Below are 25,736 nucleotides of genomic sequence, written 5' to 3'. Positions count from 1 at the left end.
CGAGAAAACGACAGGAATGTCGTTTTTTTTGTTTTTTTATCCACTACTTCACACGTTTCCAAACATGTGGAGTGCATAAAGAAACTAGCAGCTATTTTTAACTAAAGATCACTCCTCAGTCATATCTCCACACTACTCAAGCAAAATCTCCCCCTACACAGCTCCCTTACTGCTGTTCTTCGCGGTCAGTAAAAAAAGATCACCCGAAAAAAGCTTCGGCGTGATCTTTTTTGTCTAAACGTTCGGTACCAGCATGTTGTACAGCATGGCGGATTCTTCTTGTTTCGTCAAGGCTCGTTTTGAACCAAAGTCGATTGTACCATCGATTGTTGTCACTTCGGGACCATACAGCTTTAATGCAAGTACTGTCTGAATATCAGCAAGAGCCCAGTCATCCGTACCAGACGTTAATTGCAAGGCCGCAGTTGGCACCTTGATATCAGATAAATGATGAATGATACGTGACAAGATGACGGCAGCTTCCTGCCTTAGGATAGGGCGATTCGGTTCGAATAAATCAGTACTTACTCCAACGACTAGTCCAAGATTGGCTGCGGACAGGATGTCATCTTGATAGACGGAAGCGCTGATATCTGTAAAGGATGCTTTTTGACTTGAATGGCGAAAATGGAACTGTTGCACAATGTCATGGATGAACTGTCCACGAGTAACCGTCTTCAACGGCTGAAAGGGTTGAGACGCAACATCACTTAACAACGACAACGATTGCAAGCCCTGAATATATGCCGCGTAAGGATGATCATTAGTGATATCGGGATATCCTAATGCCTCAGGGACCTTTGCCGAATAACTGAGGGGATTGTTGTATTTCATATAGGTAATATTGTCCTGTGAATCGGTTTGGAAGGCGAGGGGACGGCCTTTCACATCTACGAACAGCTTATCGTCTACTTGTGTGACTTGCTCATGGTCAACCCATGGCGTGTACACATCCAATCGGCCATCGCCAACAACGCTTACTTTTATGATGTCCGAATCGGTTCTTAGATCGGTATACAGCCCGGCAAATTTATGTAATTCGCTCGCGGATTGGAGCATGAAGTCGGCCTTCCCGAATTGCGTTTTTTGACTGGGATAATAGTGATCCATGAAAGCGGTAAAAAAATCATCGCGCAAACCGCCAGTCGCCGTGTACGAAATAAAGACTCCGGTCTGGCTGTCAGGCAGCATCCATAGATACGAACTGAAGCCGGGGATATCTCCGCCTTTGGCAATGACGTGTTGTCCGTTCGTGTCCTTCAGCATAAAAGGAGCTTCAAAGCCGTAACTGACATCCGCAACTTGCGGGTGGATCGCCACCTGGTAGGTTTCCATCGCTTTAATGGAAGCAGGGGACACAATCGATGTGCCATTCGGTAACTTTCCGTCGTTCAGGAATGCTTGCATGAAACGAACTATGTCATCCGAGGTGGTGACCATACTGCCCTGAGGGATGATTTCCGGTGATAAGCGGTAGACAGGACGGGGTTTTCCTGACGCATCGTAAACTGTAGCAAGACGTTTGGCCAGATCCGTCGGCAGCCTAAAGCTGCTGGATGTCATACCCAGTGGTTGAAAAACGTGCTTCTCCATATAAGCGTCAAAAGCTTCGCCGCTCACTTGTTGCACGATGTAGCCTAACAGAGCATAAGCGAAATTATCGTACATATAGGAGCTTCCGGGCTTGCGTTTGACAGGCGGAAACTGTTTAAAGACTTCATCTTTCAAAGAAATAGGGGTTAGACTGGCATCGATCATAAAACTGTTTGAAGACGGATCGCGAACTTCAAAGCCCGTCGAATGCGTTAATAGCATTTCGACCGTAACGGGAGTTGCAAAGGGATTGTTGACTTTGTACCCATCCAAATAGTTCTCGATATTGTCCTGTAAACCTATCTTTCCTTGATCGACCAACTGCATGATGGCCAGTGCCGTAAACACCTTGGAGACCGAAGCGACGCGGAACACGGTTTGATCGGTCTGGACGGGGGTGTTGGTGCTTCGATCCGTAACACCATATCCCTTCCTGGCCAGCACTTGGCTATTCTGTACGACGGCGACAGTGAGTGCGTTTATTTTCTTTTTGATTGGATCTTGGGAAAAATAATCGTCTAGGAACTTTTCCACCTCCGTAGCAGATTGCGGACCTCTGAACGTATTTGCTAGGGCTGAGGCTGTTGTTCCCGCAGTCGAGGCTGCTAGATTAATAGACGTACTTAAAAAGAGAAGGGTTAGCATGAGAATGGAATACTTGAGGATCAATTTCTTCATCAATCGTAGGCCTCCTTTTGAAACATTTGTCAAGATTTCATCATGATACACCTAATTTCCTACTTACTATCTCGGAAGTTTTTATAGTTGGCTTCTTGCTCCGCAGTCGCCTTGGGAATATCCATGCCTTTCATCCAAACAATAATCTTGTCATTCTTATCTGTCCCTTCGTAATAGATAACTGTTTTTTCTTTATTCGCATTAGAATCAGGCAACGACGACCATTTCTCTGGCAATAAGACAATGCCTTTACTTTGATTTGAAAAAAGCCGCCTATGCTCATAAATGCGGATTATTTCCGACTCTCCATCACCTGAGGGGAATATGCGGCTTATATAGCTTATATAGCCTTTCACGTTGGCAGAGACACTGTAATGAATTGAACCGTCATTCATTTGATACACTTGGCTGATCGTGACGTTAGTACTTGAAACGGGGAAGTCTCTGTTACTAACGAAATATAATGCGCCAAACAAAACGATGACTGATATAAACACGTTAATGCCAGCTATCTTCCATTGTTTGCGTTTGATTTTTTTTAGAAAGTTGATCTGTTTTTGCTGGACTACTTTCATTCCTTTCGTCTCTTGCATCTCTCTCGTCATGCTATCCAATGCCTTCCTGCAATCAACGCAAGTAGCAAGGTGTTCTTGGATGGCCTTGTTCGTTATATCGCTTGTCAAACCTTCAATATAGTTGGGGAGGATATCCTGCACGAAATTGCAATTTAATCTTTGTTCCATTCGGATCTTCCTTTCATCATTTGTTGTTTGCCGCGATAAAATGTCACACGGGCCCAAACTTCGCTCTGACCCAGAATTTCTCCAATTTCGGAAAAACTCAATTCACCGGATAGGCGCAAATACATGACCTCTTTTGTTTTCTCTTCTAATCGATTCAGCATGCGATACAAGGAAAGTTTTTCTTCATTCTGTAAAACATCGTTTTCTAAATTTCTTCTTGCACTTATCGGGATATCAAAATCATCCATAGACACGGATTGCGTTTTCTTATTCTTATTGAGTTCTCTATACCACGTTCGTTTAGCGATTTGGCATAACCAGACGGAAATTTTACATTCGCCACGGAAGTTATGGATGGAATTCATAGCTTGATAAAACGTTTCCTGGGTAAGCTCCTCTGACATATCGGCATTTTGCGTTATGCTGAATAAGTATCGGTAAACCGTTTGAGCATATGTTTCGTAGAGCTGCTCAATACTTTCCATTTATACACCTCCTACTACATAAGTACAAAAAAGCAGAATTTCGTTACATAGTAATGACAAATATTTTAATTGGCGTTTTTGTGGTTCCTTCAATAGAAAAATCCTTATCAACGAAAAGGAAGTTGGTACTTGTCCATATTCCACTGAAAAGGGATCACTGCAAGCTAAGGATACCCTACTATTGTAAAGCGGTAAATGTCTTGCCCAAATGTCGTGTAAAATGTGCGAGTGACACCATCAGCAATAAGTACCATTCTTACCTTGCTCTGCTGCACTCGCTCACCAATAGGAGATTAGCTAGATAGCAGCATTTGATTGCAACAGGAATTCAGAAATTATCAAGGATTTTTTGCTGCAGCTAGCGTTTATAGCAACTTTAATATTTACTTTTCAACTGTTTTTTGCAGAGAAGTCTGAGAGGCGTTTTTTTAAAACGCTCATAGTGGAAGGTTAACAGAGCAGGGAACTTAATTGTGATTTTATGTAAATTAAATCCGTTTGTGCTCTGTTTTGCGGTAGTGTAATACCCCAACGCGGGAGTACGAGCTGGTTGGTTACACACCCAAAAGAATTGCATACCTGAGGAATTAGAATTAGCACGGGGGCTTAGCTCAGCTGGGAGTCCGTGGTTGGGTATTTAACAACCCCAAAAGAATTGAATACCAGAGGATTAGATTTATCACGGGGAATTAGCTCAGTCTGGGAGAGCGCTTCGCTGGCAGCGAAGAGGTCAGGGGTTCGAGCCCCCCTATTCTCCACCATACTTTAAATCAGAAACGGCAGAGATGCCATTTTTTTTATTGTTTGATTGTGTTGTAGCACACTAGACATGTGGAGTGCTTAATATTGATGATTCTAAATCAATAGATGAGATGTGACAGTATTGCTCAAATTGTTTTTGATTGTAGGTGAGTTAGCTCAGCGATTCTATCCCACTAGCCCCAGCAACATCTTAAATGAAAACAGCAGAGATGTCGTTTTTTTTCTTTTCACCTTAAGGTAGACTTCCTGAAAAAAAAGTATTAACAATAAAATAGTAGTATAATAATGTAAAAATATTTATTTACCGGAGGTAAAATGTTCAAAGAGATAAACATTTGGGAACCGATTTCTTTTGATGAAAATTGGTTAAAAGTTTCCGTAATTAAGTTTGATAACATTGCTCCGTCATGGTATAGAAGAAGAGAGGTTCTTAAGAGTAACGAAACCGAATATCAACAATTTTTGGATCGTATCAAAAGGCAACAAGCAATTGAGACGGGGGTTATTGAACGATTATATGATTTAAAAGAAGGAATTACAGAGACGTTTATTAAAGAAGGTTTTGTTGAATCGTATTTGCAGCATGGAGACACAAATATTGAACCGACTCATTTAATGAGTTACTTAAAAGATCATTTTGATGCAATTGATTTCATATTCGACTTTGTCAAAAATAATCGTAGTATTTCTAAAAGCTTTATTCTTGAGTTACACCAGCTTATAACGTCTCATCAAAATCATACGGAAGCCTTAGACCAGTTTGGAAATATAATCCAAGTTAAACTACTAAAGGGTCAATTTAAGCAGTATCCTAACTGGTTACAATAGTCGATGAAATCAAACGCAATCTACTTCCCGTCCGTAAAGACCGACACTATCCAAGAACGAAAGGACTACTCGCAGGAAAATACTCTAACTGGATTTACTATGTTCAAATATCAGAATTCCAAAACTATCACTAACTACATAAAAGCAAATATCTTTAAAAAACAGCGATTGCCCCTTTGTCAAATCTTCCAAAGGGGGCAATCGCTGTTTTTTAACCCGTTAAGTTAATGACATTGTGATAAATAAAGTTTTTTTATGTCGTGGGAGATTCTTGTCTTTTTTTTGCGACAAGAATCTCCCTTATTAGCTAACTCAGAAGTTAAGCAACTAGTAATAAATAGACAATAATTGACGTTAGATAGTACAAATTCTCTTTACAATAATGATATTTGGAGGTGATTTTGTGAAAACAAAATTACGCTATATTAATATATGTGACTTATCTTTTACAAGTCAATAACATTTTAGCTTCAGAGGAGAGTGAAGGTTTGTGAATGATCATCAACTATTTATTAAGAGAATTTTGATCGGAATATTGGTAATGGCGTTTGTTATCCCGTTCATACCAGTATCCCTTTCATCCTCGTCCATCGTTTATGCCACTCCCGTGATTCCTGCGAATCCTAGCGGTGTCGTCATGGTGGAAAATTTCGAAAATGTCGACTTGAGCGAATTATACTTGGACAGTATACGCAATAAAGGCGTCACTCTCGCGCTTGAAACGAATCCGAAATACGTTCGCAATGGGGCAAAGTCCTTACGATTTGATTATGATTTTATTGGAGTTACAGATAATCCCTCTCAATTTGCTGTGGGTGATAAAACTCAAGTAGTACCGTTGCCAGGCGGCAGGGTTCCCAAGAAAATCGGTATGTGGGTATATGGCAATAACGAAGGACATGGTTTAACCGTTAAGTTTCGGAATGCAGGTGGTTCGACTAGAAATTATGATATAAGGGATGAGTATACAGGTATAGACTGGAATGGTTGGAAATATGTAGAAGCTATAATAGGGCCGGATATGTCAGTGCCGGGCTCTCTGTGGTTTTACTTCCAGGTTAAGCAAAGACAAATGAGCAAAAAGAATAAAGGTTCGCTTTGGATTGACGACGTCAGGCTCATTTATGATGAACCGGTTGGTGAAGATATGACCGTGCCCGTGGTCACTCCGACTTCACCAACGCCAAATCAGACTTTGAACGCACCGCTATCTGATATGACCCTGTTTGCGGACGATGTTGGATTGGGCATCGATCCAAACTCGATCCAACTGACCGTGAATGGAAAGTCTGTCACATCGGCGACCTACGCCTATGATCCGGTCAAAAAATTGATTACGTATCATCCAGATGCACCGCTTGATGGCGGCTATTATGAGGTTAATGCGGCAATTAAAGATATATCCGGTAATCCTGCAACGGCAGATTATTCTTTCAACATAGAGCATGGGGCACGGCTTACCATGGAGGCACCGGAAGAATCACTTAGCAGCGACATTTACCGATTACAGCTCGGAGCGAAGGGTGTAGGCGCGGCAAAGAGCGTACATACCAAGCTCAAGTTCGACCCGGCGACTCTGCAGGCGAAAGTAATAACCGGGCGTTCCGACCTGAGCAACGTGCAGACCACTATCGATAATGTAGGCGGTTATGTTGAGTTTAGCGCAGATGGTTTGCAAGGAGACAACGTGAATCCTTTGGCAAGTATCGATTTCGAATTCACTAGAACGGCCAAGATGGAACGCGGCGAGACATTTAAGCAAATTCGCATGGCTGAAGGCAGCTTCGGTTATACAGGCGGCACTTCGGTGAGTTCCTTTGCAGCTCCGGTAAAGTATAAGATCGCGTTTCCGTACAACTTGGCAATCAAGGGAACGGGTTTGCAAACGCAGAGCATAATCACCGTTACCAATCATGCTGGAGCACCTGTGGCAGGAGCGGCGATCGAGTACATCGATGCAAACGGTCCTCAGACATATGTGACCGTGACAGCAGCGAATTCCAATATATATAGAAACGCCGACGGCACGACATCTTTGCTATCGGTAAAGAAAGATCAGCAATTTATCGCAACAACAGGAAGCACCTCCGGATTTGTAACTGTGTATATGCCTGATGGATCCAGGAAAGGTTATATATCTACTGCTGATGTTCAGCAGAATGATCTTAAACTAGGCATTGGCTTAACGGATTCAAAAGGAGAAATTCATACGCCGCTCTTAACCCTTGGGATAGGCACTTGGACACTGCAAGCGGTCAAGGACGGCAGCACCACCGAGAGTATGAACATGGAAATTGTTAATCAGTTTGGTAATGACGATCCGCAATATGTGCAAACCTTTGTTGCCGAAGATATGAGAACAATGATGAACGTAGGATGGCAGACGGCACCTAGAGTTCAACAAACCTCTATTCAGTACATGAAGGAAAGCGAGCCCACGAAATCCATCGTGCAGGACGCGCTTACGGAAGTGCAAGTGATCCATCGTGAAAAGAATGGACCCTTAGTCGAAATTAAGTTCCATCAGGCATCGGTTACTGGTCTTGAGCCGGGTACGAAATATCGTTACAGGGTTGGTTACGAAGGACATTGGAGTACATGGTACGATTACAAGACAGCGGATCCCGCGCAGGATAAGCCCACTTCTTTCGTATTCATATCCGATTCGCATGCCAATAGTGATAATGGCATTGCAAACTTCCAAAAACTGATGAAAGACGCTTTTACAAATTATCCGAACACCCAGTTCATTATGCATGGCGGTGACATTGTTGACGACGGAAATTACTTAGATGAGTGGACCCAGATCTGGAAATCTACGTCGATCTACGCAACCTCGATTCCTTCGGGTTACACGATGGGTAATCATGATGTTGGAGGTGATGGCAAAGGGATTTTCGCCAAGGGATGGGAGCTTCCTAAAAACGGACCGGATTTCATGAAAGAATACGCCTATTCCTTCGATTCAGGCGAGGTGCATTTTATCGTGATGAATTCCGAAGGTGACGAAGTAACCATGGCCAAGCAAGCAGAATGGCTGCGCGAGGATATTCAGAAGAGCAACAAAAAATGGAAAGTCGTTATGTTCCATAAGCCTGTTTATCATACCGAAAAGGGACGCGGGGATTTGATCGAAAATACAAAAACCTATTTCGGACCCATACTAGAACAATTGGAAGTAGACTTGGTGCTGGAAGGCCACGATCACGTCTACTCGCACACGTATCCGATGAAAGCGGGTAAGCCATTGAAGAATGGAGAGCGTGGGACTGTCTATTTGGCAGGAGGAACATCTGGTTGGAAGTTCTACGATGGAACAAAGTATGATTATCTCGATTTCATGTATGATGAACACGTTCCGATATACTCTGCAATTCAAGTTAGCCATGATAAGATCTCGATTCAGGCTCGTACGGAAAGCGGAGAATTGGTTGACGACTACTCGATTGAGAAGAAGGATGCTGCAGTAACAGAAGTAAACGTAAGTCCAATAACAGCAAATGTGGTTCAAGGAGCAACGCAACAATTGACAGCTACAGTAACAGCAGTAGGTGGAGCTGACCAAACCGTAACATGGACAAGCAGTAATTCGAAAGTAGCTGTTGCTGCGAATGGATTAGTGACGGTAGCAGCAGATGCAGTGCCAGGTAACTATACCATTACAGCAACATCAACCTTTGATTCAAGTAAAAAAGGTACAGCAACGATTAAGGTAACATCAACATCAACGGGAACACCATCAACACCAAACAATGAAACACCAACAACACCAACAACACCAACAACAACACCAACAACAACACCAACAACAACACCAACAACAACACCAACAACACCAACAACACCAACACCAACAACACCTAAGCCATTCTATAATGGAAAGGTAAATATCGATGTAATCAAGATTCTAGTTGAAAAAGCAAAAGCAGCACCTTCCGTAACATTCATGGATGTACCCACAGATTCTCCAGTTGTTAAAACAATCGAGTTAGCAACTAAGCTTGGAATCGTAAAAGGGTATGAGGATGGTTCATTCCGTGCTAATGCTATGGTAACTAGAGCAGAATTTGCAACAATGCTAGTTAAAGCCCTTGGTTTAACGTCCACAGGTAATTCCAGTTTTATGGACACCAAAGGTCACTGGGCGGCAGACGCAATTGCTTCATTACATGCAAGCGGTATTATTAATGGTTACGAGGACGGAACGTTCAAACCCAATCAGACAATCTTCAGAGCGGAGATCGTGGCTATGCTTTCCAAAGTAATAAACACTACTTTTGTGAAAAATAGTAAGTTCAAGGATGCTTCGGGTAACTGGGCAGAGGCTGAGATTGATAGATTATCCGAAATGGGTATCGTAAAAGGTGCAACAGATGATTCATTTAAACCAAATGCTAAGGCTACGAGATCTGAGTCGTTACTTATGATTTTGCGTATGCTGAATGTCAGTCTTGGTCTTTCATTGGATGTAGAATAGAAATTTAAAGTTACTTGAAAACGGTAGGTACTGGTAAAACAGTATCTGCCGTTTTGTGGCTTCTTTTGAAAGTGCTCACAACTCTATTCAATCATGTGAAGTCAACATTTCGTTATCCTCGGAAATTAGTCATAAGGACTCTATACACCTCTCGCTTAATCCGATTCATGGACATGGATAGGGTAGTCGCGAAGTTGTAGGTCAGGTGTGCATGAGATGCGAGGGGATAAAGCATACAATTGGCTGTAAGGGTTTACGTTGCAAATAAACGTGTTCTTCGAATCGAGCAAGTAAGAACTGCCGCTGGTAGCAATAATAATATTGAAAAAGTTCCTAAGACACCCAAGAGTAGAAGGTCATTATATATTGTTGATGGGATCTATGATATCTTATCGGCACATAAAGTGAATATCCAGAATGGATACGTTTCGCCTTTTTTTTCTACAACTAACTAATTAACATTAAATACTTTTTTTCAGCCTCAGTAAGATACTTTTGTGGTTCTCAACAAAAGCGACTAACTAGTAGAACTAGACTCAATCTTTTAGGATAGAAAATTTAATTTAAGAAATCAAACAACGTTTTGATGTCGGGGTTAAGGTTCAAAGCATTAAGGATGACTTGCAGAGCTTCCGCACGGGAAGAGTCTGCTTTAGGGTCAAACTCGGAAGCGTCCTTCGTTACTGCGTTGAGGTTGATTACTCGGGACAAGATGATTGCCATTTCTTCACGGGATATCGTTTTGTCTGGTTTGAATGAACCGTCTTCATAACCACCGATTACCCCTGCTTTGGCAAGAGCTTCGATAGCTTGCTTAGCCCAATGGTTACCAACATCTTACAAGTCAGCATTGTTAGTGCCAGTTGAGATTGCGAATACGCGAAGGAGCAAGTGGCGAGGACATTGAACGCCCACAGCTTAACCGGCTTCGGCAGGATATAGCGGCTGGGCTGATAACTCACGTCTTTGTTACTCATCCTGATCGGCTCTCTCGGGATCTTACAGATAAGCTTTTTATTTGTCGAGAGTTCGAGTCCAAAGGAGTTGCATTGCTTTTTGTTGATACAGAATATTCTTCAACACCGGAGGGCCAGCTGTTCTTTAACTTAATGAGTGTTATTGCTCAGTACGAGCTAGCACTAATTAAGAAAAGAACTGTGCGCGGAAGGCTTAAAGCAGTTGAACGTGATAAGAAGATTATGCCAAATGCGCGTTCCACCGTTTGTTGAGCCTATCGTTGATTCGGCACTTTTTGAATTAGCAAAAGAGCAAAAAGTGAAAAACACTACAAGATCTGGAAATACAAAATATGAATATCTTATAAAAACCCAAAGCGTTATGGAAATGCAGTGACAGCTTGTCCTGCAAAGACTTTGAGAGCTGATTTGCTTGAGGAGTTTATATGGAATCTCATAATGTCAGTGATATCTGACCCAAATGAGTATATTGCACAATTAGATGTGATGACGGAGTCAGTTGTTAGTGAGATTAAACAAGCCAGCGAGTTGGTAAGAAATCAACTAAATGAAGAGGGGAATTTGAATGCTGAAAAGATTACATTAACTACAGAGCGCATTAAGGAGTTCATTGGAAGCAATCATTTGAAGATAAAAGAAAAATCGTCGAATGGCTTATTGATGATGAGAATTGAATGGAAGGAAATTGGTGTAGTAAGCAAGTTTCTTTCTAACAAAGAATACGCCTGGGATAAGGAAGCTCTAAAGGAGATGTTTTATGATCTAGGCATTTTGGTTCATGCTTGTTCTATTTGTATAGAAAAGTTAAATGAAGATCAGCTAACTAAATTAATACATAAAAATATGTTAGTAAAAGAGAAGTTTGTTCGTTTTAGCCCAAAAAAACATTTGAAATATACAGACAATATATGGTGGGCTGAAATGGATATTCAGGATCAATTGAGGGTATGGCATGAGTATCATAAAAAATTGGAGAGCTTAACTGCTGAGTGGTATAGACTTAGAAAGCATGCAGGTTCTTCAATAATTCTTCAAAAAGAGAAAAAGGTTGTCTCCAATTATGGGACAATCTCTCTCCTAGAGACGAAACCAACTGTTCTAGTTCAACAATTTCTAAGTATCTTTGGAATAAGTGAATTGTTGGATGTGGTGGTTATAGATATTTCTAAGGTAGAGGAACTTGGGGCCAGAGGATTTATTTGTATGTCAGAAATCAATAAGTATAGAGAGTTTAACGACGTTAAATTGAAGTTTTTTCTTATGGAGATCTCAAAAGAGCAGGCGATGTATGAGTTTCTTCAAAGGAGGCAAAAGTTACTTTCTCATTTAAGTGTAACAAGGTCCCCAAAAGTCAATTTAAATGAGCTAGTTCCAGATGACTTCTTCGTCTAAGTTAATCGGTACAGGCACTTCTAGGCTCCCACCCACATACACTAATACTAAGCTCAAAGCGGAGACTTCCGAACAGCTAAGATCCGCTAACATTGAAGGGGGTGGCTGAAATGCCTGGATTGTTTAGCGCAATAGCTGTATTAATTAAGCAGCTAACCTTACTTGTATCCTATGTGAAGAATAATGCGTTTCCTCAACCTCTTACCGAAGCAGAGGAAGAAAAACATTTAAGACTTATGGCAGAAGGCAATGATCATTCCAGAAACAAACTGATTGAGCATAATTTAAGACTTGTCGCGCATATAGTGAAGAGGTTGTGGACACGAAACGATGTAGTTTTGTTGGACAAGTTATGTTTCCATAGACGACACATGTTGAGTGCTGCTCACTGTTGGTTTGGAAAGGAAACAACGAGTGGGAAGTCAATGTGGGTTGTCCTCTCATAATAAAAGTTAATGTCATTGAGAAAAGTATTCCTTTTATTAGTAACGATACGATAATAACTCAAAATGATGAAAAGCCCTTTTAGAGGGCTCTTTTGCGTTAACAGCAGTATTGTATTACAGAAAAGAGAGGTTTCCGTTATCGATAGAGTAATATCCTGAATTTGTAAATCAGTGATATAATAAAGCGTGATCAGACAACATCTCCATAGATGTTAATTAAAGAATGATTTTTAGTGAGCGAGGGGAAATAAAAACTGACAGCATTTAATTTTATTTACGACAAAGACCAAGTTATTATTTGTATGGACACATTATCATTAAATGAAAAGAGAAAGCCATTTAAATTTGTTAGTAAGATTTTTCCTATTCCTCATCTTAGAAGTGTTATTTGTGGTACAGGGAATCTTGATTTAATTTTGGAATGGGTATTCAGAGTCCAAAGGAACGTTATCGCAGCGGATATAAGTTTCTTGAATAGTATAACAACAAAAAGTCTTCTTGACTTGAATAAGAAATATTCGGTTGACCTAACAAGTACAATTTATCAGTTCGGCTATTCAGAAGTTGAGGGTGTCCTGAAGGGGGCTGCTTTTAGAAGTACTTCAATGTTTCAAATAGAGGAATATTCCTATTGTTCAGCAATTAAGCCCAAAGTGCAATACGATTTATATGAGGAAATCCAGAAAAATGGATTAGATGAAGCATTTATTTCGCTAATGTCTAGACAAAAAGAAGAAGATGATATTAATCCAGAACGTATAGGTGTTGGTGGAGAAATTCATAGGTTTATTATGAATAAGGATACACATCATCTGGATATCATATTTCGCTTTCCTGATTATGGTCAGTGTTATAATGAGATGCTTGATAATCTCAACTAGAGGCACGGATATGAGTACAAGAGATTTACAAGACCATTCAGGATCGAAGAGAAAGCAGATCTTAAGCAACTAAAGTTTTTATTAGATAAGAAGAAGCAAGGCATGCTTGATTATGATGATGAGTTAACCAAATTACAATCTAAAATTGGGTGTTATTATCACATTGATGAGATCATCGAAGATAGCGAACATGTGGAAGTAATTTGGCATGTACATCAAACATAATAAAAACTGACTTGTAATTAGAATCGAGGAATACTCATGATTTTTATGACAGAGCGAACATATTATCACTTGCAGACAAATGAGAATTGGAAAAATCAATGGAGTGTTGGAGATAAATATACAATCGGAACTGATTATAATCCATTCTTTGCTTATTATTACTCTAATAGCAGATCGATTACAATAAATGGACAGAATTATCATGTCAATGATGTTTCAAGGGAGTTGTTGAATAAACATCAAAACGGTAATTGTTATTTTGGCGTGGATTTCAATATTGAGCCTTATGCTATGTTTCAGATGATTCACTATACGCTTGAGCATTACTAAAGGTGGTTCTGGTGCAAGGATTTAAAAAAGTTCGCAGTTACCCGACAAGCTATACTTTGTCTATGCCACTAAACCAAATATCTTATTTAGCCATTCAACAGCAGTGAGGACAGTCGAATTATCATCGGCCTGCCCTTTCCTTATCCATATGTAAAGCCTCAATTCTCTTTAACGTCTGATCCGCTGTAAGAAACGATTTGAAACCAAGCATTGGTTTTGTGATTTTCTTTATGAACCGGTGATCTTGCTCCACAATGTTGTTTAGATACTTTTGTCTGTCTAATCAAGGTTTCTTTTGGTAAGGATTTCTCATTTATTAATTCTTGTATTGCTGGTGGATATGCTGGATTTTTATCCAAGGTGATTACACGTGGGATTTGAGTATGTGAAGAGGTCAAAGCCTTTGTAAAGAAGCGCTTAGCTGCCGGCATATCCCGATTTTCAGATAACATGAAATCAATGGTTTTCCCCATAGAATCAACGGCTCTGTATAAATACTTCCACTGACCTTTAACTTTGATATAGGTTTCGTCAGTCCTCCACGAGTCGTTTGTAGGTTTCAAGAAGGGGCGGATTCGTTTGTCGATTTCAGGTCCAAATTCATGGACCCATCTCATGATCGTCGTATGGGATATCCTTAATCCTTAATCCTTAATCCTCGATCACTCATCATTTCAACTATATCTCGATAGCTTAAACTATATTTCAAATACCATCTCACCGTTAGTAAAATGATTGCCGATTCATATTGCTTCCATTTAAATAAATCCAATTTCGTTTCCAAAGCAAGTTTCTCCATCCCATGACTTCATTATCAATTACGTTATTATGAATTAGAGCTTTGCACCACAACCCGCCTTTGTACATTGCCGGATTCTCGTCTTCTAGAGCTACTTCAGCTTCAATCTGAGTTTGCTCATCTTCTTTTAATCGTATAGCAGCCACAACGGCGATACGTACATAGCGTTGTTTCACGACCTGTTTTCCTTTACGATTCATAATGAGATGGGGTTATTTCATATAAATATCTTGAATTGCGATCGACATTAATCCAGATGACGCCCCGCGAGTCAAGTCTTTGAATACTTCACGGATGAGCATAACAGGCGTCAACGGTTCGTAACGCTCTCTGCCAGTGGGCTGTTCGATGATCTTACGAAATAATGAAGTATTTCGCTTCGCTTTTGTAACCCAATCAAATTGGTGTTCCTCCAGAAATGCAAAAAACTCCTTACATAAATACCAACGATCCATGGCGACCCACAAACGGCAAGCTGTAGATTCGCGCAGCATGAGAAGCATTTGTTTAGCCAAATCGATCTTTGTTATGCCTTCACCTTTTGTTTCAAGCTTATGCCAGACACGATAAAACAAGGGATACTCTAGGCCACTTTGTAACACGGCCTGCAGGACAACTAGGTTCATCGCCCACACATAACTTTTCTTCGATGAATCAAATAACCAGGCTAGAAAGGGAAGCTGCTTGGCATAAGGATGCGCAAGATGCGTATCGTCCAGATTAATGACATCGCCATCTTGAAGCCTAGTGGTGTCATCCTGCTGCAAACGTTCCACACGTTTTTTCCCAAAGGTCGTCCACGCAAAGAATTCGTAAAGAAGCGATTTATCGTATATTGAGCAAGCTTCCATGGCTGAAACATTTCTTTGAGCAAAGCGTCTTTGTCTGCTAACTTCGCCATGATTTAAATCCTTAAATTTCGGTTTTTGTAACGCTGACATTGGAAACCCACCTATAATCTTGAAGATATACCTTGTTTAAATTATTAGGGGCATTCTGTAATGTCAAGTATTTTCTTTTGTAACGCCATACATTTGAATTACCAGTTAATTACTTCAACTGCATAGGTCATGTTTCATAATAAGGCTAGGAAATTCCTGTAAAAATCAATTTAACTCTATTCAAATCGTAGGGCTTGGGAATGAAATATTAATTGGAGTGGACATCTTGTTAAGCCGTTTGGAGGAAATCGACCTATTGGGGGCCACAGACGCTATTCCGATTGATGCAAGGGTCGTCGAAGATAGTCCCCGTTTCGTGAGCGGAGGAGGCGTGACTTCGGGACTTGATGTGGCTTTGTATCTAGTAGAGCGCGAGCTAGGACCTCAAATTGCGCATGCAGTTGAGAAGTTATTCGAGTACGAACGAAGAGGAACGATATGGCTGGCCCAAGGTATCGTGCCTATTGACTTCGGTATGGACTCGGATGAGGTGGACGAAGAGCCGAAGTCTCCTAATTCCAATCTAGACACAGCATTAGGAGGGATCGAAGCTTTTCTTGGGGAGTGGGAAACAACTATCTCGACTCCGATTGGCAAAATGTCAGTCCTACTTCATATAAATAGAAGAAATGGGATCATAGAAGGGACAGCAAAGCAGGGGGATGAAACGGTTGAGTTTCTTAACCCTGTGTGTGAAGGGACTCGGATGGAATGGACACAACGACTCAAGAAACCAATGCGCCTAAATTTGAAGTTTGAGGTAACCGTATATGGAGATGTCATGAGAGGAACCGCCAAAGCAGGTGTGCTTCCTGCATCAACGGTTGAGGGTAGAAGAGTCCATTAGTGATTTTACTGTAGGACGGCTGCTAATGAGCCTTGTAGGCCATGAGCAGCCGTTTGATATTTTCTATGGCAAAGGCAACATGGCGATTTCTGCTAGCCATAATCCCGCCTTCAATAGATGAAAAGATAAAGGAAGCAGTCGATTCTGTATCTATCTCAGCTCGAAACTCACCTGAATTCACACCTTGAAGAAGCATGGATTGAATGAATCCAAGCATTTGTGTATAAGCTTCCAGTGCATGATCTCTCAGCATAGGGAAGGAGTGATCACTCTCAACAGCCGTGTTCAAGAAAGGGCATCCTCCTTGAATGGGAGGGTTATGAACTGTATCTTTGTAAACATCGCACATAGCTATAATTTTGCCGATAGCAGTGTCCTGACTTTCAACTGCTGCCGAGAAATGAATCCATAATACTTGTCCGGCATATTGGAAAGCTTCGATCGCGATTTCATCTTTACTGGCGAAGTTACGATAAATTGCGCCTTTTGTTAAACCTGTAACGTCTATAATATCCTGCATCGTCGTACCCGTATAACCTTTATTATTAAACAATACGGCGGATTTCTCAATAATTCGAAGCTTTGTTAGTTCGCCTTTACGCATAGTTTGAATTTCCTTTCGACGAAACTTGGGATTCTAACTAAAAAATAACACAAAAGTGCCACCCATCGATGTCGTCGCAGCCCGGCTCTTCGACGAGAACCGAAGAAGGGGGCTTATAAACTCGCCGTTACTGGAAGGCTTCTGGGGATCACCCGCCAAAAAAAACTACCCTTCAAAAAAGGGTAGTTTTGGGGCTTCTGCATCCAGAGATGAACTCAAATGACAATGGTTTACTTGGCTTAACAACAAAAACGCAGCCATCGCGGTGAAATGCATCTCCAATTGTTAGGCTCTGTATAACAATTGGTGTACAGTTCAAATCGCTGGATCCGTCAATTAATTCTGTGATTCTCGTCTCACTTATATAGGATGTTCCGTGAACGCAAAAATTCTCACTCGAAGAACTCAAATCTTCGAACGTTTGTTTATCGTCTTTCGCCTGTTGTAGCGTGGTCAAGAACATTTCCTCAGATAGGGCACCCGGCAAGGAAAAATTGCGAGTAAAGTAGTATAACGGAACGCCGCGTATCCCAAAAAAACCGCTATACGACTCTTCCAGTATCCGGCGCTTTTAATCTGATGTTTGCAGCGGCCGACGAGGGACGCCCTCGGAAGTGAGCTCTACTGGTAGAATGCGATCCTCCTCAAAAAATATCCGGTCGATACAGATAACGCGATAATGGGGATCGGTTTCGGACACGGGCCTTCTGTGATATACCATATACCATTCGTCTGTGCCGGGAATCCGGATGACTCCGTGATGTCCAGCGCCTACGCCGATGTCAGGGTTTTGTTGTAGAATTTTTCCTTCCCGATTGAACGGACCCAGCGGAGATAAGGCTGCCCCATATGCGACAGAGTAATCAGGCCCGCCCCAACTGCCTTCAGCCCACATGAAATAATAGATACCATTTCTTTTGATCATGCAGGGGCCTTCGACAAAACCGTTGGGCGTGATCTCCTTATAAATCTGGCCGTCCTCGAAAGGCTTCAAGTTGATCATATCGTCATTCAGCTTGACGACGTTACAATGGCCCCACCCACCGTAATAAAGATATGCGGTATCGTCGTCATCAATAAAGACGTGAGGATCGATCGGCTGGGCGCCGTTATAAAATTGAGCGATCAGTGGTTTGCCAATGGCATCCCTAAAGGGACCTTCCGGCCGATCGGATACGGCAACGCCGATTCCTCCGAGCTCCTCATTGCTCTGAATATCGTTAGCGGCAAAATAGTAATAATACTTGCCGTTACGCTCAATGGGTGAAGGGGCCCACATTGCACGCTGCGCCCAAGAGACGTGCTTCCGTTCCATGATTCGCTCTGCCTTGTGCCAATTAACAAGATCTTCTGACCAAAATGCGTCAAAAAAGAGTTGATCGTCATAGGGAGCCGAATAGGTTGGGTATATCCAATAGCGGTTTTCAAAAATTCTGGCTTCCGGGTCGGCGTAGCAGCCGGGGAAAATCGGATTTCCTGATAAGTTTCGGTTGTGATTTGGATGCATATACGATATAACGCCTCCCTAGAATTGATTATGCAGACAGCCTGTCTGATAGGTTGAATATATATCAAAGTGGAATCGTTTTCAAGACCTAAATTATCTTGTCGCGTTTGACGGCAGGAGGATAGACAAAAAAGGAGTATTGGATTATGATTTACCTATCTGACAGGAAAATAGGTGGAAAGGGTTGTCCAATGAAAAAAATACAGAAAATGCACGTTCATGAGCTTGTATCCCAAGAAATTCAAAATTATATCCAAGAGAGCAAGCTTAGAGCAGGTGATAAGCTTCCGTCCGTAGAAGAGCTGGCGCGAATGTTCGGTGTCGGAAGATCTTCTTTGCGAGAAGCGTTACGTTACCTGGAAGCGATTGAAATCGTACGGGTGGAAAATGGCAAAGGAATATTTGTTCGCGATGTCGATATTTTTCGGTTTTCCGGGAAAATAAAAGTAGAGAACGAGAAGCGGTTTCTGCTTTGCATTCTCGATGTACGGCGCGCGTTGGAAGGAAAAGCGATTGAACTGGCGGCCAAGCGGATTACGCCTGCCCAATTAGAAGAATTGGCGACGTGCGTAAAGGAGTACCGCAAAATGAAGGAAAGCGGCTTGGATACTTCGGAGATTGACCTTGCTTTTCATCGCCAAATTATTAAGGTGGCTTCGAATCCTATTTTGGAAGGCATGATAGAGTCGATAGCCGACCTTTACAAGAAGTTTTTCCAAGAACCGCTTGGCAATAAACATCTATTTGATGCGACTTATCCTTTTCACTTGACCATGTTTGATGCAATCGCTGCGAACGATCCGGACAAGGCGTTGGTCGAATTGAATAAACATATGGATTGCTTAGAGGAATTGATCAAGTCGGTACTATAACAGGCATGCTTCGGACTCGGCAAGGTCCGAAGCACGCAACTAAAATTTGGTTGACAAAATAAAAGGACTAGTTTAACCTTTACCTATCAGACAGGCTTACTGTCTGAAAATAAATCCGAGGAGTCGGATTAAAGGGGGATTTCATATGAAAGGTACCAAGCGTTATCTGGTTTTATTGAGTTGTTTATTCTTGATTACATCTCTTGTGAGCGCTTGCTCAAGCACCTCCAACAATGCGAATGGGAACAAGCCCAGCGAAAGTCAGCCAAGTGGAAGTCAACAAAATGAGAGCGCATCCAAAAACGATGGCAACAAAGTTTCGATTACTTTCTGGAATATGTTCGGAGGTGGAGACGGCGCCATTATGACCGAGATTGTCAAAAAATTCAATGAGGAGTATAAAGGGAAAATCGAAGTGAAGGCAATGACCCAGGATTGGGACCAATTCTATACCAAATTGCAAACCGCTGTCGCTGGGGGAACTGCTCCCGATCTAGCGATTTCACATGCTTCCAAATTATCGGAATTGGTAGAAGCGGGTGTCATTGAACCGATGGGTGCATCCGCCGATGCAAATGGTGTCGATTGGAGCAGTTTCAATCAGAACATTCTGAATTCAACGATTTTCAATGACGTTCATTATGCGATCCCGTTAGATGCGCATCCGCTTATTTTTTACTACAATAAGAAAATTTTGCGAGATTTAAACTTACTGATTGACGATAAGCCGGCCATTGAACCCGGGCCTAACGGTTTCGTGAACTTCTTGAAAAAGATAAAAGAAGGAGCTCCCAAAGGTGTTTCCAATTTGGGTCTGAATTCGAAAGGAGAAACCCCGTATAGGTTCTGGTGGGCTTTGTACAACCAGTTGAACGGCCCGCAAATGATTGACGCATCCGGTACTAAAGTGATGTTAAACAATGAACAGGGAAAAAAGGCTGCCGAATTCGTGAACGGACTATTTAACGACGGTATCGTTCGGAAAAACCAGGACAAAAGCTCGGAAGAGTTCCAAGCAGGCAAAGTGGCGCTTTTGCTGGATGGCGTATGGTCCACCAGTTCATTCGAAGCGACAAAAGATCTGGAATTCGGCGCGATGCCAGTGCCGCAAATCTATGACAAACCTGCTACTTGGATTGATTCCCATACATTCGTGCTGCCAAAGCAAAAGAAAGGCGAGGATCAGAATAAGATTAACGCCGCAATCGTATTTGCGAAGTGGGTAACCGATCATGCGGCCATTTGGTCCCAAGCAGGTCATATTCCAACAACAACAGCGGCAATCAATTCTGATGCGTTCAAGAAAATGCCGCTTCGTCAGGATTATTTGCAGGCCGCTTCCGACGGGAAATACTTGCCGAAGACACCGAAGATGTGGCCGATCAAAGATCAGTTGGTTCAAGCGCTTGAAGGAATTTGGCAAGGACGATCGTCGGTTGATCAAGGATTGGACAGCGCGGTAAAGAACATGGAAAAACTCCTTAGCAGGTAAACTAATGAAGTTCATGATGGAGTTACATAAAGTAACTCCATCATGACGATATTGGAGGAATATTATGCATATGGCGCACCAAAATCAAAGGAGGAAGCGCAAGCATAATGGGGTGGCCGCAATTTTTTTAACCCCTTACTTTGCTTTCTTTATTGTTTTTTCGATTGTACCTATTTTCTATGGATTGTATGTCAGTTTTCATAAGTGGACGTTAGCTGGGAAAGAAGGATTTGTGGGCTTGGATAATTACCTTTATGCTATCAAGGACCCAGATTTCTGGGCATCTTTGGGGCATACTGGATACTTCGTACTTTTGTCGACTCCATTGCTTATATTGGTTCCGTTTGCGCTCTCGCTCATTCTGGATGCCAAGCTTAAAGGACGAACATTTCTGCGAACGGTTTATTTCATGCCTAACATTTTGTCTGTTTCGGTCATCAGTTTTGTGTGGATCTTCATTCTTCGATCAGATGGTCTACTCAATACCATATTGCGTGATATCGGTATACTGGGCCAAGAGCAGGAATTATTTTGGTTGGACGAGCCGAGACTTGCCTGGATTTCCATCGTACTGATAACAACGTGGTGGACACAGGGCTTTAATATGATTATGTTTCTGACCGGACTTCAAGACATTCCGGCTGATCAGTACGAAGCTGCAACGATAGATGGCGCTAACGCTTGGAAGAGATTGTTTTATATCACCTTACCAGCGATGCGGGATTTAGTGATTCTCATCACGGTTCTGACGGTGATCGCTTCATCGAAAGTGTTCAGTCAGGTCTTTCTCGTCACGCATGGCGGACCAGCCAACGAAACAAGGACGATGATTCAATATATTTATGAAACCGGGTTTAGATCGAACGAGCTGGGATTATCTACGGCCATGTCTTTTATGTTCTTTGTCATGCTGATCGTTGTGTCCTTCTTGCAATTTAAATTTTTCAATAGAAAAAGTGATAGGGGGGAATGATACATGCCTGAACATGCCAGCAGAAAGCTGAGCTTGCCCGTTCTATTTCTTTATATCGTAGCGTTTAGTCTGGCCGTCATCTATATCGTTCCGATATTGTGGATGGTTGTCACTTCCCTCAAGCCGGAAGGGTCGGTGATCGGAGAGATCGGCAGAAGGTTTTTGCCGCCGTTCACTTTTGAGAACTATCAGTATATTTTTGATCATGCGCCGATCGTCAGATGGACGATGAACAGTTTATTCGTTTCGGTGGTTGTGCCTATCCTTAGCATAATCAATGCGTCGCTGGCTGCCTACGCCTTGTCGAGAATCGACTTCAGTTACAAGAAAATCGTGTTCTGGGTCATTCTTAGCGGGATGATGCTGCCGGGAGAAGCAACAATCGTTTCATTATATATGGTCGCTCACAAATTGGAAATATTGGATTCCTATTACGCATTAATATTGCCAGCGCTGGCAGGTCCTCTCGCTGTCGTCATTGTCAGACAGTTCTATGACGGCATTCCGAACGAACTGGTGGATGCGGCCAAAATCGACGGCTGCGGCCTGTTTAAAACCTGGTGGAACATTTTTCTTCCGTTGTCCAAGCCTGTTATGGCTGCATTGTTTATTTTTTCTTTTCTGGGAACGTGGAACGACTTCCTGTGGCCCTTTTTGTCGATTCAATCGGAAGAGCTGTATACGTTGCCGATCGGCATTTCTTTCTTCATGAGCTCGTACAATCAGGACGAAACGATGCCGATGACCGTAAATGCATATGCATCTATTCCGATTATTATCGTGTTTATATTCTTCCAGAAATATATTGTCAAGGGAATTACATTCACAGGCATTAAAGGTTAAGCTCAAGTGCATATGATGCATTGATGGAGAGAAGGAGTGTGGCATATGAGCGTAAAAGAAAAGAGAAAGTCGCTATATACCGCTGTAGCAACAGATGAATATGATGCAAGGCATCACGGAGCAATTAATTATCCTCTATATCAAAACAGCCTGTTTGCGTTCAAAACCCATGAAGCATTCGATAGGGCCATGGCGGATGCGGGAAGCCAATATCACATTTACTCGCGGGGCAACAATCCAACAGTCCGGCATCTAGAAGAGAAAATGGCGGAATATGAAGGAGGTGAGAGCGCCAAATGCTTCGCTTCCGGTATGGCTGCGATTTCGGCTGCGGTAATGTCCATCGTGGCGCAAGGCGACCATATTGTGTGCGTGAATCAAGCCTATGGACCTACACGTGAATTTCTTGGCTCATACTTGCGGCGCTTCGGCATTGAAACGACATTCGTGTACGGCAGCTTGTCGGAAAACTGGCGAAATGCGGTACGGCCAAACACAAAGCTGTTCTATTTAGAAAGCCCGACAACGATGATGTTCGAGTTGCAGGACATTCCTGCCTGCACGGAGTTGGCAAAGCAAATCGGCGCAGTAACGATTATCGACAGTACATGGGCGACTCCATGCTTTCAGCAGCCGCTTAATATGGGGGTCGACCTCGTCATTCATTCGATTTCAAAATATTTATCCGGACATAGTGATTGTATCGGTGGTGTCGTTATCGGTTCCAATCGTTGGATGGATCGTTTATCGCGCACGGAATATATGCTGTTTGGCGGAGTAATGACGGCACATACGGCGGCGGCGGTTATAAAAGGGCTGCGTACGCTACCGCTCCGAATGGAAAGACACGAGAGCAGTGGTCTTCGAGTTGCTATGCATCTCTGCAACCAACCTTTTGTCACACGCGTCAATCATCCCGGTTTGCCGTTCCATCCGCAGCACGATTTGGCGCGCCACCAACTAACGGGGTACAGCAGCATATTTTCTTTCGAGTCGAATGAACCACCCGAGAGGTTGAAGGAATTCGCGAATCGACTGCGCTTATTTAAAATCGGGGTCAGCTGGGGGGGCTATGAGAGTCTGATTACGGTGAATAGAATTCATCCGGATCAGTCTTCTGAAGAAAAGGTTGTGGTTCGTGTTTATGTCGGATTGGAAGATCCAGATGATCTCATTCAAGACATCGACGCAGCATGGGCTTCATTGAACTAAAACATATAATAGAAGCAAAGGAGCAGAATTGCCATGTCATTAACAATGTACAGACCCGATTATCCCTGACCGCAATTCGTTCGCGAGGACTGGCAAAATTTGAACGGAGAATGGAATTTCCGATTTGATGACGAGAATCGGGGGAGTCCGAGACCGATCTTGCGATTCAGGTGCCATTTGTTTATGAGACGAAAGCAAGCGGCATCGAAGATACGAGTTTTCATCCGAATGTATGGTACCAGCGTCATTTTTCGATTCCGGTCGAGCAGAGCAACAAGCGAACGCTGCTGCATTTCCAAGCCGTCGATTACACAGCTAAAGTGTGGGTTAACGGATCTTATATCGGCTGTCACGAGGGCGGTTATTCGGCATTTTCCTTCGATATCACTCCTTATCTTGTGAACGAAGATAACCTTCTCGTCGTGAAAGCGGAGGATAGCGAAGATTGTACACAGCCTCGAGGCAAGCAACGTTGGAGAAAGGACAACTTCGCTTGCTGGTACGTTCAGACGACGGGAATATGGCAGACCGTATGGCTGGAATATGTCAGCGAGCAATATGTTCAGTCGGTGAAAATCACCCCGGATCTAGATGCAAACGCCGTACGTTTCGATTACCGCGTCGGCGGACTTTCGCCTCAAGGGTTCGTTCAGCACAACGGAAACTATTATTTGACAACGAAGATCACGCTTGATGGGCAGCTCGTAAAGGAAACCGGGATGGCGGTCGACCGTTCGGCTTTGTCACTTACCATCGAGCTTATTAGCGAAACTTCGGAGTGGCGGATTGAAACCTGGAATCCGCAAAATCCGAAGCTGTATGAGGTCGAATTCATACTTGACGACGGAAATGGGGCGATCGATCGCGTCCATTCTTATTTCGGTCTTCGGAAAGTGTCTATCCAGAAAGGCAAAGTATTACTGAATAACTCACAAATCTATCAACGTCTGATTCTGGATCAAGGCTATTGGACGGACAGCCATTTGACTCCGCCATCGGAAGAAGCAATCATCGAAGATATTGATAAAATACTGGCGATGGGATATAACGGCGTACATAAGCATCAAAAAATCGAAGTTGATCGTTTTCTGTACTGGTGCGATGTTAAAGGCTTGCTGGTATGGTCCGAGATGGCTGCGACCTATGAGTTCAACTATCTTGCGATAAACCGCTTTACACGGGAATGGCAGGATATCGTTGAGCAGCATTACAATCACCCATGCATTATTACATGGGTCCCTTTCAACGAATCCTGGGGAATTGCCAACGTATTCACAAACCGCAAGCAGCAGAGCTTCACGGAAGCGGTTTATCATTTGACGAAAGCAATCGATCCGTACCGTCCAGTCGTCGTAAATGACGGCTGGGAGCATACGATCTCGGACATTATTACTCTGCATGATTACGAGGAGTCCCGAGACAAATTCGCAATGCGCTACGTGAACAAGGAAGCAATTACGAACAACGAAATTTCTCACATGAATTGGAAATATGCGATGGCGCAAGGCTATGAATATAGGGGGCAGCCAATTATCATCAGCGAGTTCGGTGGCATTGCGTTTCAGTCAGAATCCGGCTGGGGCTATGGAGATCAGGTTGCCTCGGTATAGGCGTTTATTGAGCGTTTTCGTAATATCACGCAGGCGATTAAGAATACCCAATATATATGTGGTTACTGCTATACGCAAGTCACCGATGTACAGCAAGAAGTGAATGGGCTGCTGTACGAGGATCGGACACCCAAGATCGAGATGGCTAAAATCAAGGAGATCAATTTGGCCTAGTGCAAGAAACGTTGTTACGCGAACAGCACGCCTCCCAATTGATTG

22 protein-coding genes, 1 tRNA gene and 3 pseudogenes are annotated in these 25,736 nt (G+C 42.6%); 16 read left to right on the top strand and 10 right to left on the bottom strand.

Translation table 11 applies throughout. The features are described from left to right. Positions 1 to 234: 234 nt before the first annotated feature. The 3 genes from IEY34_RS15485 to IEY34_RS15475 are packed head-to-tail and all read right to left on the bottom strand — an operon-like array spanning position 235 to position 3,499. On the bottom strand, positions 235 to 2,271 hold the full coding sequence (locus IEY34_RS15485) for a serine hydrolase domain-containing protein (protein ID WP_189012778.1): 2,037 nt from the start codon (positions 2,269 to 2,271) through the stop codon (positions 235 to 237). A 59-nt stretch (positions 2,272 to 2,330) separates the two neighbouring features. Next, entirely contained in the window at positions 2,331 to 3,014 is a 684-nt protein-coding gene (locus IEY34_RS15480) for a zf-HC2 domain-containing protein (protein WP_189012777.1), read from the bottom strand. Then, positions 2,999 to 3,499: an RNA polymerase sigma factor gene (locus IEY34_RS15475; RefSeq protein WP_189012776.1), complete on the bottom strand. Its 501-nt coding sequence runs from the start codon at positions 3,497 to 3,499 to the stop codon at positions 2,999 to 3,001. Before IEY34_RS15475 ends, IEY34_RS15480 begins: the two co-directional genes overlap by 16 nt. A gap of 683 nt (positions 3,500 to 4,182) precedes the next feature. Here IEY34_RS15475 and IEY34_RS15470 point away from each other — a divergent pair. From IEY34_RS15470 to IEY34_RS15460, 3 genes are all read left to right on the top strand, one after another. Then, positions 4,183 to 4,260: transfer RNA gene (locus tag IEY34_RS15470), tRNA-Ala, on the top strand. A gap of 316 nt (positions 4,261 to 4,576) precedes the next feature. Further along, on the top strand, positions 4,577 to 5,089 hold the full coding sequence (locus tag IEY34_RS15465; RefSeq protein ID WP_189012775.1) for a hypothetical protein: 513 nt from the start codon (positions 4,577 to 4,579) through the stop codon (positions 5,087 to 5,089). A gap of 490 nt (positions 5,090 to 5,579) precedes the next feature. After that, on the top strand, positions 5,580 to 9,566 hold the full coding sequence (locus tag IEY34_RS15460) for an S-layer homology domain-containing protein (protein ID WP_189012774.1): 3,987 nt from the start codon (positions 5,580 to 5,582) through the stop codon (positions 9,564 to 9,566). Between the two features lie 558 nt (positions 9,567 to 10,124). Here the strand turns inward: IEY34_RS15460 and IEY34_RS36825 are convergent. After that, positions 10,125 to 10,346: an S-layer homology domain-containing protein gene (locus IEY34_RS36825; protein WP_229757672.1), complete on the bottom strand. Its 222-nt coding sequence runs from the start codon at positions 10,344 to 10,346 to the stop codon at positions 10,125 to 10,127. Further along, the gene (locus IEY34_RS36820) at positions 10,346 to 10,543 is read right to left on the bottom strand and encodes a hypothetical protein (protein WP_229757674.1); all 198 of its coding nucleotides are present in this window, start codon (positions 10,541 to 10,543) and stop codon (positions 10,346 to 10,348) included. The genes IEY34_RS36825 and IEY34_RS36820 overlap by 1 nt, the downstream gene beginning before the upstream one ends. Here IEY34_RS36820 and IEY34_RS36815 point away from each other — a divergent pair. From IEY34_RS36815 to IEY34_RS15435, 6 genes and pseudogenes are all read left to right on the top strand, one after another. Beyond that, positions 10,469 to 10,795 carry a recombinase family protein gene (locus IEY34_RS36815; RefSeq protein ID WP_229757671.1) on the top strand — a complete coding sequence of 109 codons (327 nt, stop codon included), beginning with the start codon at positions 10,469 to 10,471 and terminating at the stop codon, positions 10,793 to 10,795. The two genes, IEY34_RS36820 and IEY34_RS36815, sit on opposite strands and share 75 nt — an antisense overlap. After that, positions 10,773 to 10,919, top strand: a complete 147-nt coding sequence (locus IEY34_RS36810) for a hypothetical protein (protein ID WP_229757673.1) — start codon at positions 10,773 to 10,775, stop codon at positions 10,917 to 10,919. The genes IEY34_RS36815 and IEY34_RS36810 overlap by 23 nt, the downstream gene beginning before the upstream one ends. Before the next feature lie 62 nt (positions 10,920 to 10,981). Beyond that, a complete protein-coding gene (locus tag IEY34_RS36805; protein WP_229757663.1) occupies positions 10,982 to 11,935 on the top strand; it encodes a hypothetical protein in 954 nt (317 codons plus the stop codon). Between the two features lie 110 nt (positions 11,936 to 12,045). After that, positions 12,046 to 12,249 (top strand): annotated as a pseudogene (locus tag IEY34_RS15445) (RNA polymerase subunit sigma-70); the annotation flags it as partial. A gap of 434 nt (positions 12,250 to 12,683) precedes the next feature. Beyond that, positions 12,684 to 13,262, top strand: a complete 579-nt coding sequence (locus tag IEY34_RS15440; RefSeq protein WP_189012773.1) for a hypothetical protein — start codon at positions 12,684 to 12,686, stop codon at positions 13,260 to 13,262. A gap of 261 nt (positions 13,263 to 13,523) precedes the next feature. Further along, positions 13,524 to 13,817, top strand: coding sequence for a glycoside hydrolase family 25 domain-containing protein (locus IEY34_RS15435; protein WP_189012772.1), 294 nt, complete (start codon positions 13,524 to 13,526; stop codon positions 13,815 to 13,817). Positions 13,818 to 13,877: 60 nt separating this feature from the next. On the opposite strand, the pseudogene IEY34_RS15430 reads toward IEY34_RS15435, so the two are convergent. From IEY34_RS15430 to IEY34_RS15420, 3 genes and pseudogenes are all read right to left on the bottom strand, one after another. Then, positions 13,878 to 14,616 (bottom strand): annotated as a pseudogene (locus IEY34_RS15430) (IS6 family transposase). Continuing rightward, positions 14,541 to 14,792, bottom strand: a complete 252-nt coding sequence (locus IEY34_RS15425) for a hypothetical protein (RefSeq protein WP_189012771.1) — start codon at positions 14,790 to 14,792, stop codon at positions 14,541 to 14,543. Before IEY34_RS15425 ends, IEY34_RS15430 begins: the two are co-directional and overlap by 76 nt. A 36-nt stretch (positions 14,793 to 14,828) precedes the next feature. Further along, on the bottom strand, positions 14,829 to 15,557 hold the full coding sequence (locus IEY34_RS15420) for a hypothetical protein (RefSeq protein ID WP_189012770.1): 729 nt from the start codon (positions 15,555 to 15,557) through the stop codon (positions 14,829 to 14,831). Between the two features lie 226 nt (positions 15,558 to 15,783). On the opposite strand from IEY34_RS15420, the gene IEY34_RS15415 reads away from it, so the two are divergent. After that, entirely contained in the window at positions 15,784 to 16,404 is a 621-nt protein-coding gene (locus IEY34_RS15415; protein ID WP_189012769.1) for a type 1 glutamine amidotransferase family protein, read from the top strand. 22 nt (positions 16,405 to 16,426) lie between these two features. On the opposite strand, the gene IEY34_RS15410 is transcribed toward IEY34_RS15415, so the two are convergent. Continuing rightward, the gene (locus tag IEY34_RS15410) at positions 16,427 to 17,008 is read right to left on the bottom strand and encodes a TetR/AcrR family transcriptional regulator (protein ID WP_189012768.1); all 582 of its coding nucleotides are present in this window, start codon (positions 17,006 to 17,008) and stop codon (positions 16,427 to 16,429) included. A 571-nt stretch (positions 17,009 to 17,579) separates the two neighbouring features. Beyond that, positions 17,580 to 18,515 carry a glycoside hydrolase family 43 protein gene (locus tag IEY34_RS15405; RefSeq protein ID WP_189012767.1) on the bottom strand — a complete coding sequence of 312 codons (936 nt, stop codon included), beginning with the start codon at positions 18,513 to 18,515 and terminating at the stop codon, positions 17,580 to 17,582. Between the two features lie 191 nt (positions 18,516 to 18,706). Here IEY34_RS15405 and IEY34_RS15400 point away from each other — a divergent pair, with 191 nt between their 5' ends. The 6 genes and pseudogenes from IEY34_RS15400 (at position 18,707) to IEY34_RS15375 (ending at position 25,691) form a co-directional block, all read left to right on the top strand. Beyond that, positions 18,707 to 19,387, top strand: coding sequence for a FadR/GntR family transcriptional regulator (locus IEY34_RS15400; protein ID WP_189012766.1), 681 nt, complete (start codon positions 18,707 to 18,709; stop codon positions 19,385 to 19,387). Positions 19,388 to 19,532: 145 nt separating this feature from the next. Continuing rightward, complete coding sequence (locus IEY34_RS15395) at positions 19,533 to 20,879, top strand: ABC transporter substrate-binding protein (protein ID WP_189012765.1); 1,347 nt, start codon at positions 19,533 to 19,535, stop codon at positions 20,877 to 20,879. A gap of 70 nt (positions 20,880 to 20,949) precedes the next feature. Beyond that, on the top strand, positions 20,950 to 21,852 hold the full coding sequence (locus IEY34_RS15390) for a carbohydrate ABC transporter permease (protein WP_189012764.1): 903 nt from the start codon (positions 20,950 to 20,952) through the stop codon (positions 21,850 to 21,852). A 3-nt stretch (positions 21,853 to 21,855) separates the two neighbouring features. Beyond that, positions 21,856 to 22,695, top strand: coding sequence for a carbohydrate ABC transporter permease (locus IEY34_RS15385; protein ID WP_189012763.1), 840 nt, complete (start codon positions 21,856 to 21,858; stop codon positions 22,693 to 22,695). A gap of 45 nt (positions 22,696 to 22,740) precedes the next feature. Continuing rightward, on the top strand, positions 22,741 to 23,907 hold the full coding sequence (locus IEY34_RS15380) for a trans-sulfuration enzyme family protein (RefSeq protein ID WP_189012762.1): 1,167 nt from the start codon (positions 22,741 to 22,743) through the stop codon (positions 23,905 to 23,907). A gap of 99 nt (positions 23,908 to 24,006) precedes the next feature. Beyond that, positions 24,007 to 25,691, top strand: a pseudogene (locus IEY34_RS15375) (glycoside hydrolase family 2 protein). Positions 25,692 to 25,736 lie beyond the last annotated feature (45 nt).

It is taken from the genome of Paenibacillus marchantiophytorum (assembly GCF_014640555.1).
GTDB lineage: Bacteria > Bacillota > Bacilli > Paenibacillales > NBRC-103111 > Paenibacillus_E > Paenibacillus_E marchantiophytorum.
Note: the sequence above shows the minus strand (reverse complement) of the source record. Positions and strands in the feature narration are given on the sequence as shown.

Excerpts from the sequence above, each read along its gene's own strand:
- IEY34_RS15485 (WP_189012778.1), bottom strand. The coding sequence starts at position 2,271 with ATGAAGAAATTGATCCTCAAGTATTCCATTCTCATGCTAACCCTTCTC.
- IEY34_RS15405 (WP_189012767.1), bottom strand. The coding sequence starts at position 18,515 with ATGCATCCAAATCACAACCGAAACTTATCAGGAAATCCGATTTTCCCC.
- IEY34_RS15435 (WP_189012772.1), top strand. The coding sequence starts at position 13,524 with ATGATTTTTATGACAGAGCGAACATATTATCACTTGCAGACAAATGAG.
- IEY34_RS15440 (WP_189012773.1), top strand. The coding sequence starts at position 12,684 with ATGGACACATTATCATTAAATGAAAAGAGAAAGCCATTTAAATTTGTT.
- IEY34_RS36820 (WP_229757674.1), bottom strand. The coding sequence starts at position 10,543 with ATGAGTAACAAAGACGTGAGTTATCAGCCCAGCCGCTATATCCTGCCG.
- IEY34_RS15380 (WP_189012762.1), top strand. The coding sequence starts at position 22,741 with ATGAGCGTAAAAGAAAAGAGAAAGTCGCTATATACCGCTGTAGCAACA.
- IEY34_RS15410 (WP_189012768.1), bottom strand. The coding sequence starts at position 17,008 with ATGCGTAAAGGCGAACTAACAAAGCTTCGAATTATTGAGAAATCCGCC.
- IEY34_RS15385 (WP_189012763.1), top strand. The coding sequence starts at position 21,856 with ATGCCTGAACATGCCAGCAGAAAGCTGAGCTTGCCCGTTCTATTTCTT.
- IEY34_RS15480 (WP_189012777.1), bottom strand. The coding sequence starts at position 3,014 with ATGGAACAAAGATTAAATTGCAATTTCGTGCAGGATATCCTCCCCAAC.
- IEY34_RS15420 (WP_189012770.1), bottom strand. The coding sequence starts at position 15,557 with ATGTCAGCGTTACAAAAACCGAAATTTAAGGATTTAAATCATGGCGAA.
- IEY34_RS15400 (WP_189012766.1), top strand. The coding sequence starts at position 18,707 with ATGAAAAAAATACAGAAAATGCACGTTCATGAGCTTGTATCCCAAGAA.
- IEY34_RS15390 (WP_189012764.1), top strand. The coding sequence starts at position 20,950 with ATGGCGCACCAAAATCAAAGGAGGAAGCGCAAGCATAATGGGGTGGCC.
- IEY34_RS36810 (WP_229757673.1), top strand. The coding sequence starts at position 10,773 with ATGCGCGTTCCACCGTTTGTTGAGCCTATCGTTGATTCGGCACTTTTT.
- IEY34_RS15475 (WP_189012776.1), bottom strand. The coding sequence starts at position 3,499 with ATGGAAAGTATTGAGCAGCTCTACGAAACATATGCTCAAACGGTTTAC.
- IEY34_RS15395 (WP_189012765.1), top strand. The coding sequence starts at position 19,533 with ATGAAAGGTACCAAGCGTTATCTGGTTTTATTGAGTTGTTTATTCTTG.
- IEY34_RS15465 (WP_189012775.1), top strand. The coding sequence starts at position 4,577 with ATGTTCAAAGAGATAAACATTTGGGAACCGATTTCTTTTGATGAAAAT.
- IEY34_RS36805 (WP_229757663.1), top strand. The coding sequence starts at position 10,982 with ATGTCAGTGATATCTGACCCAAATGAGTATATTGCACAATTAGATGTG.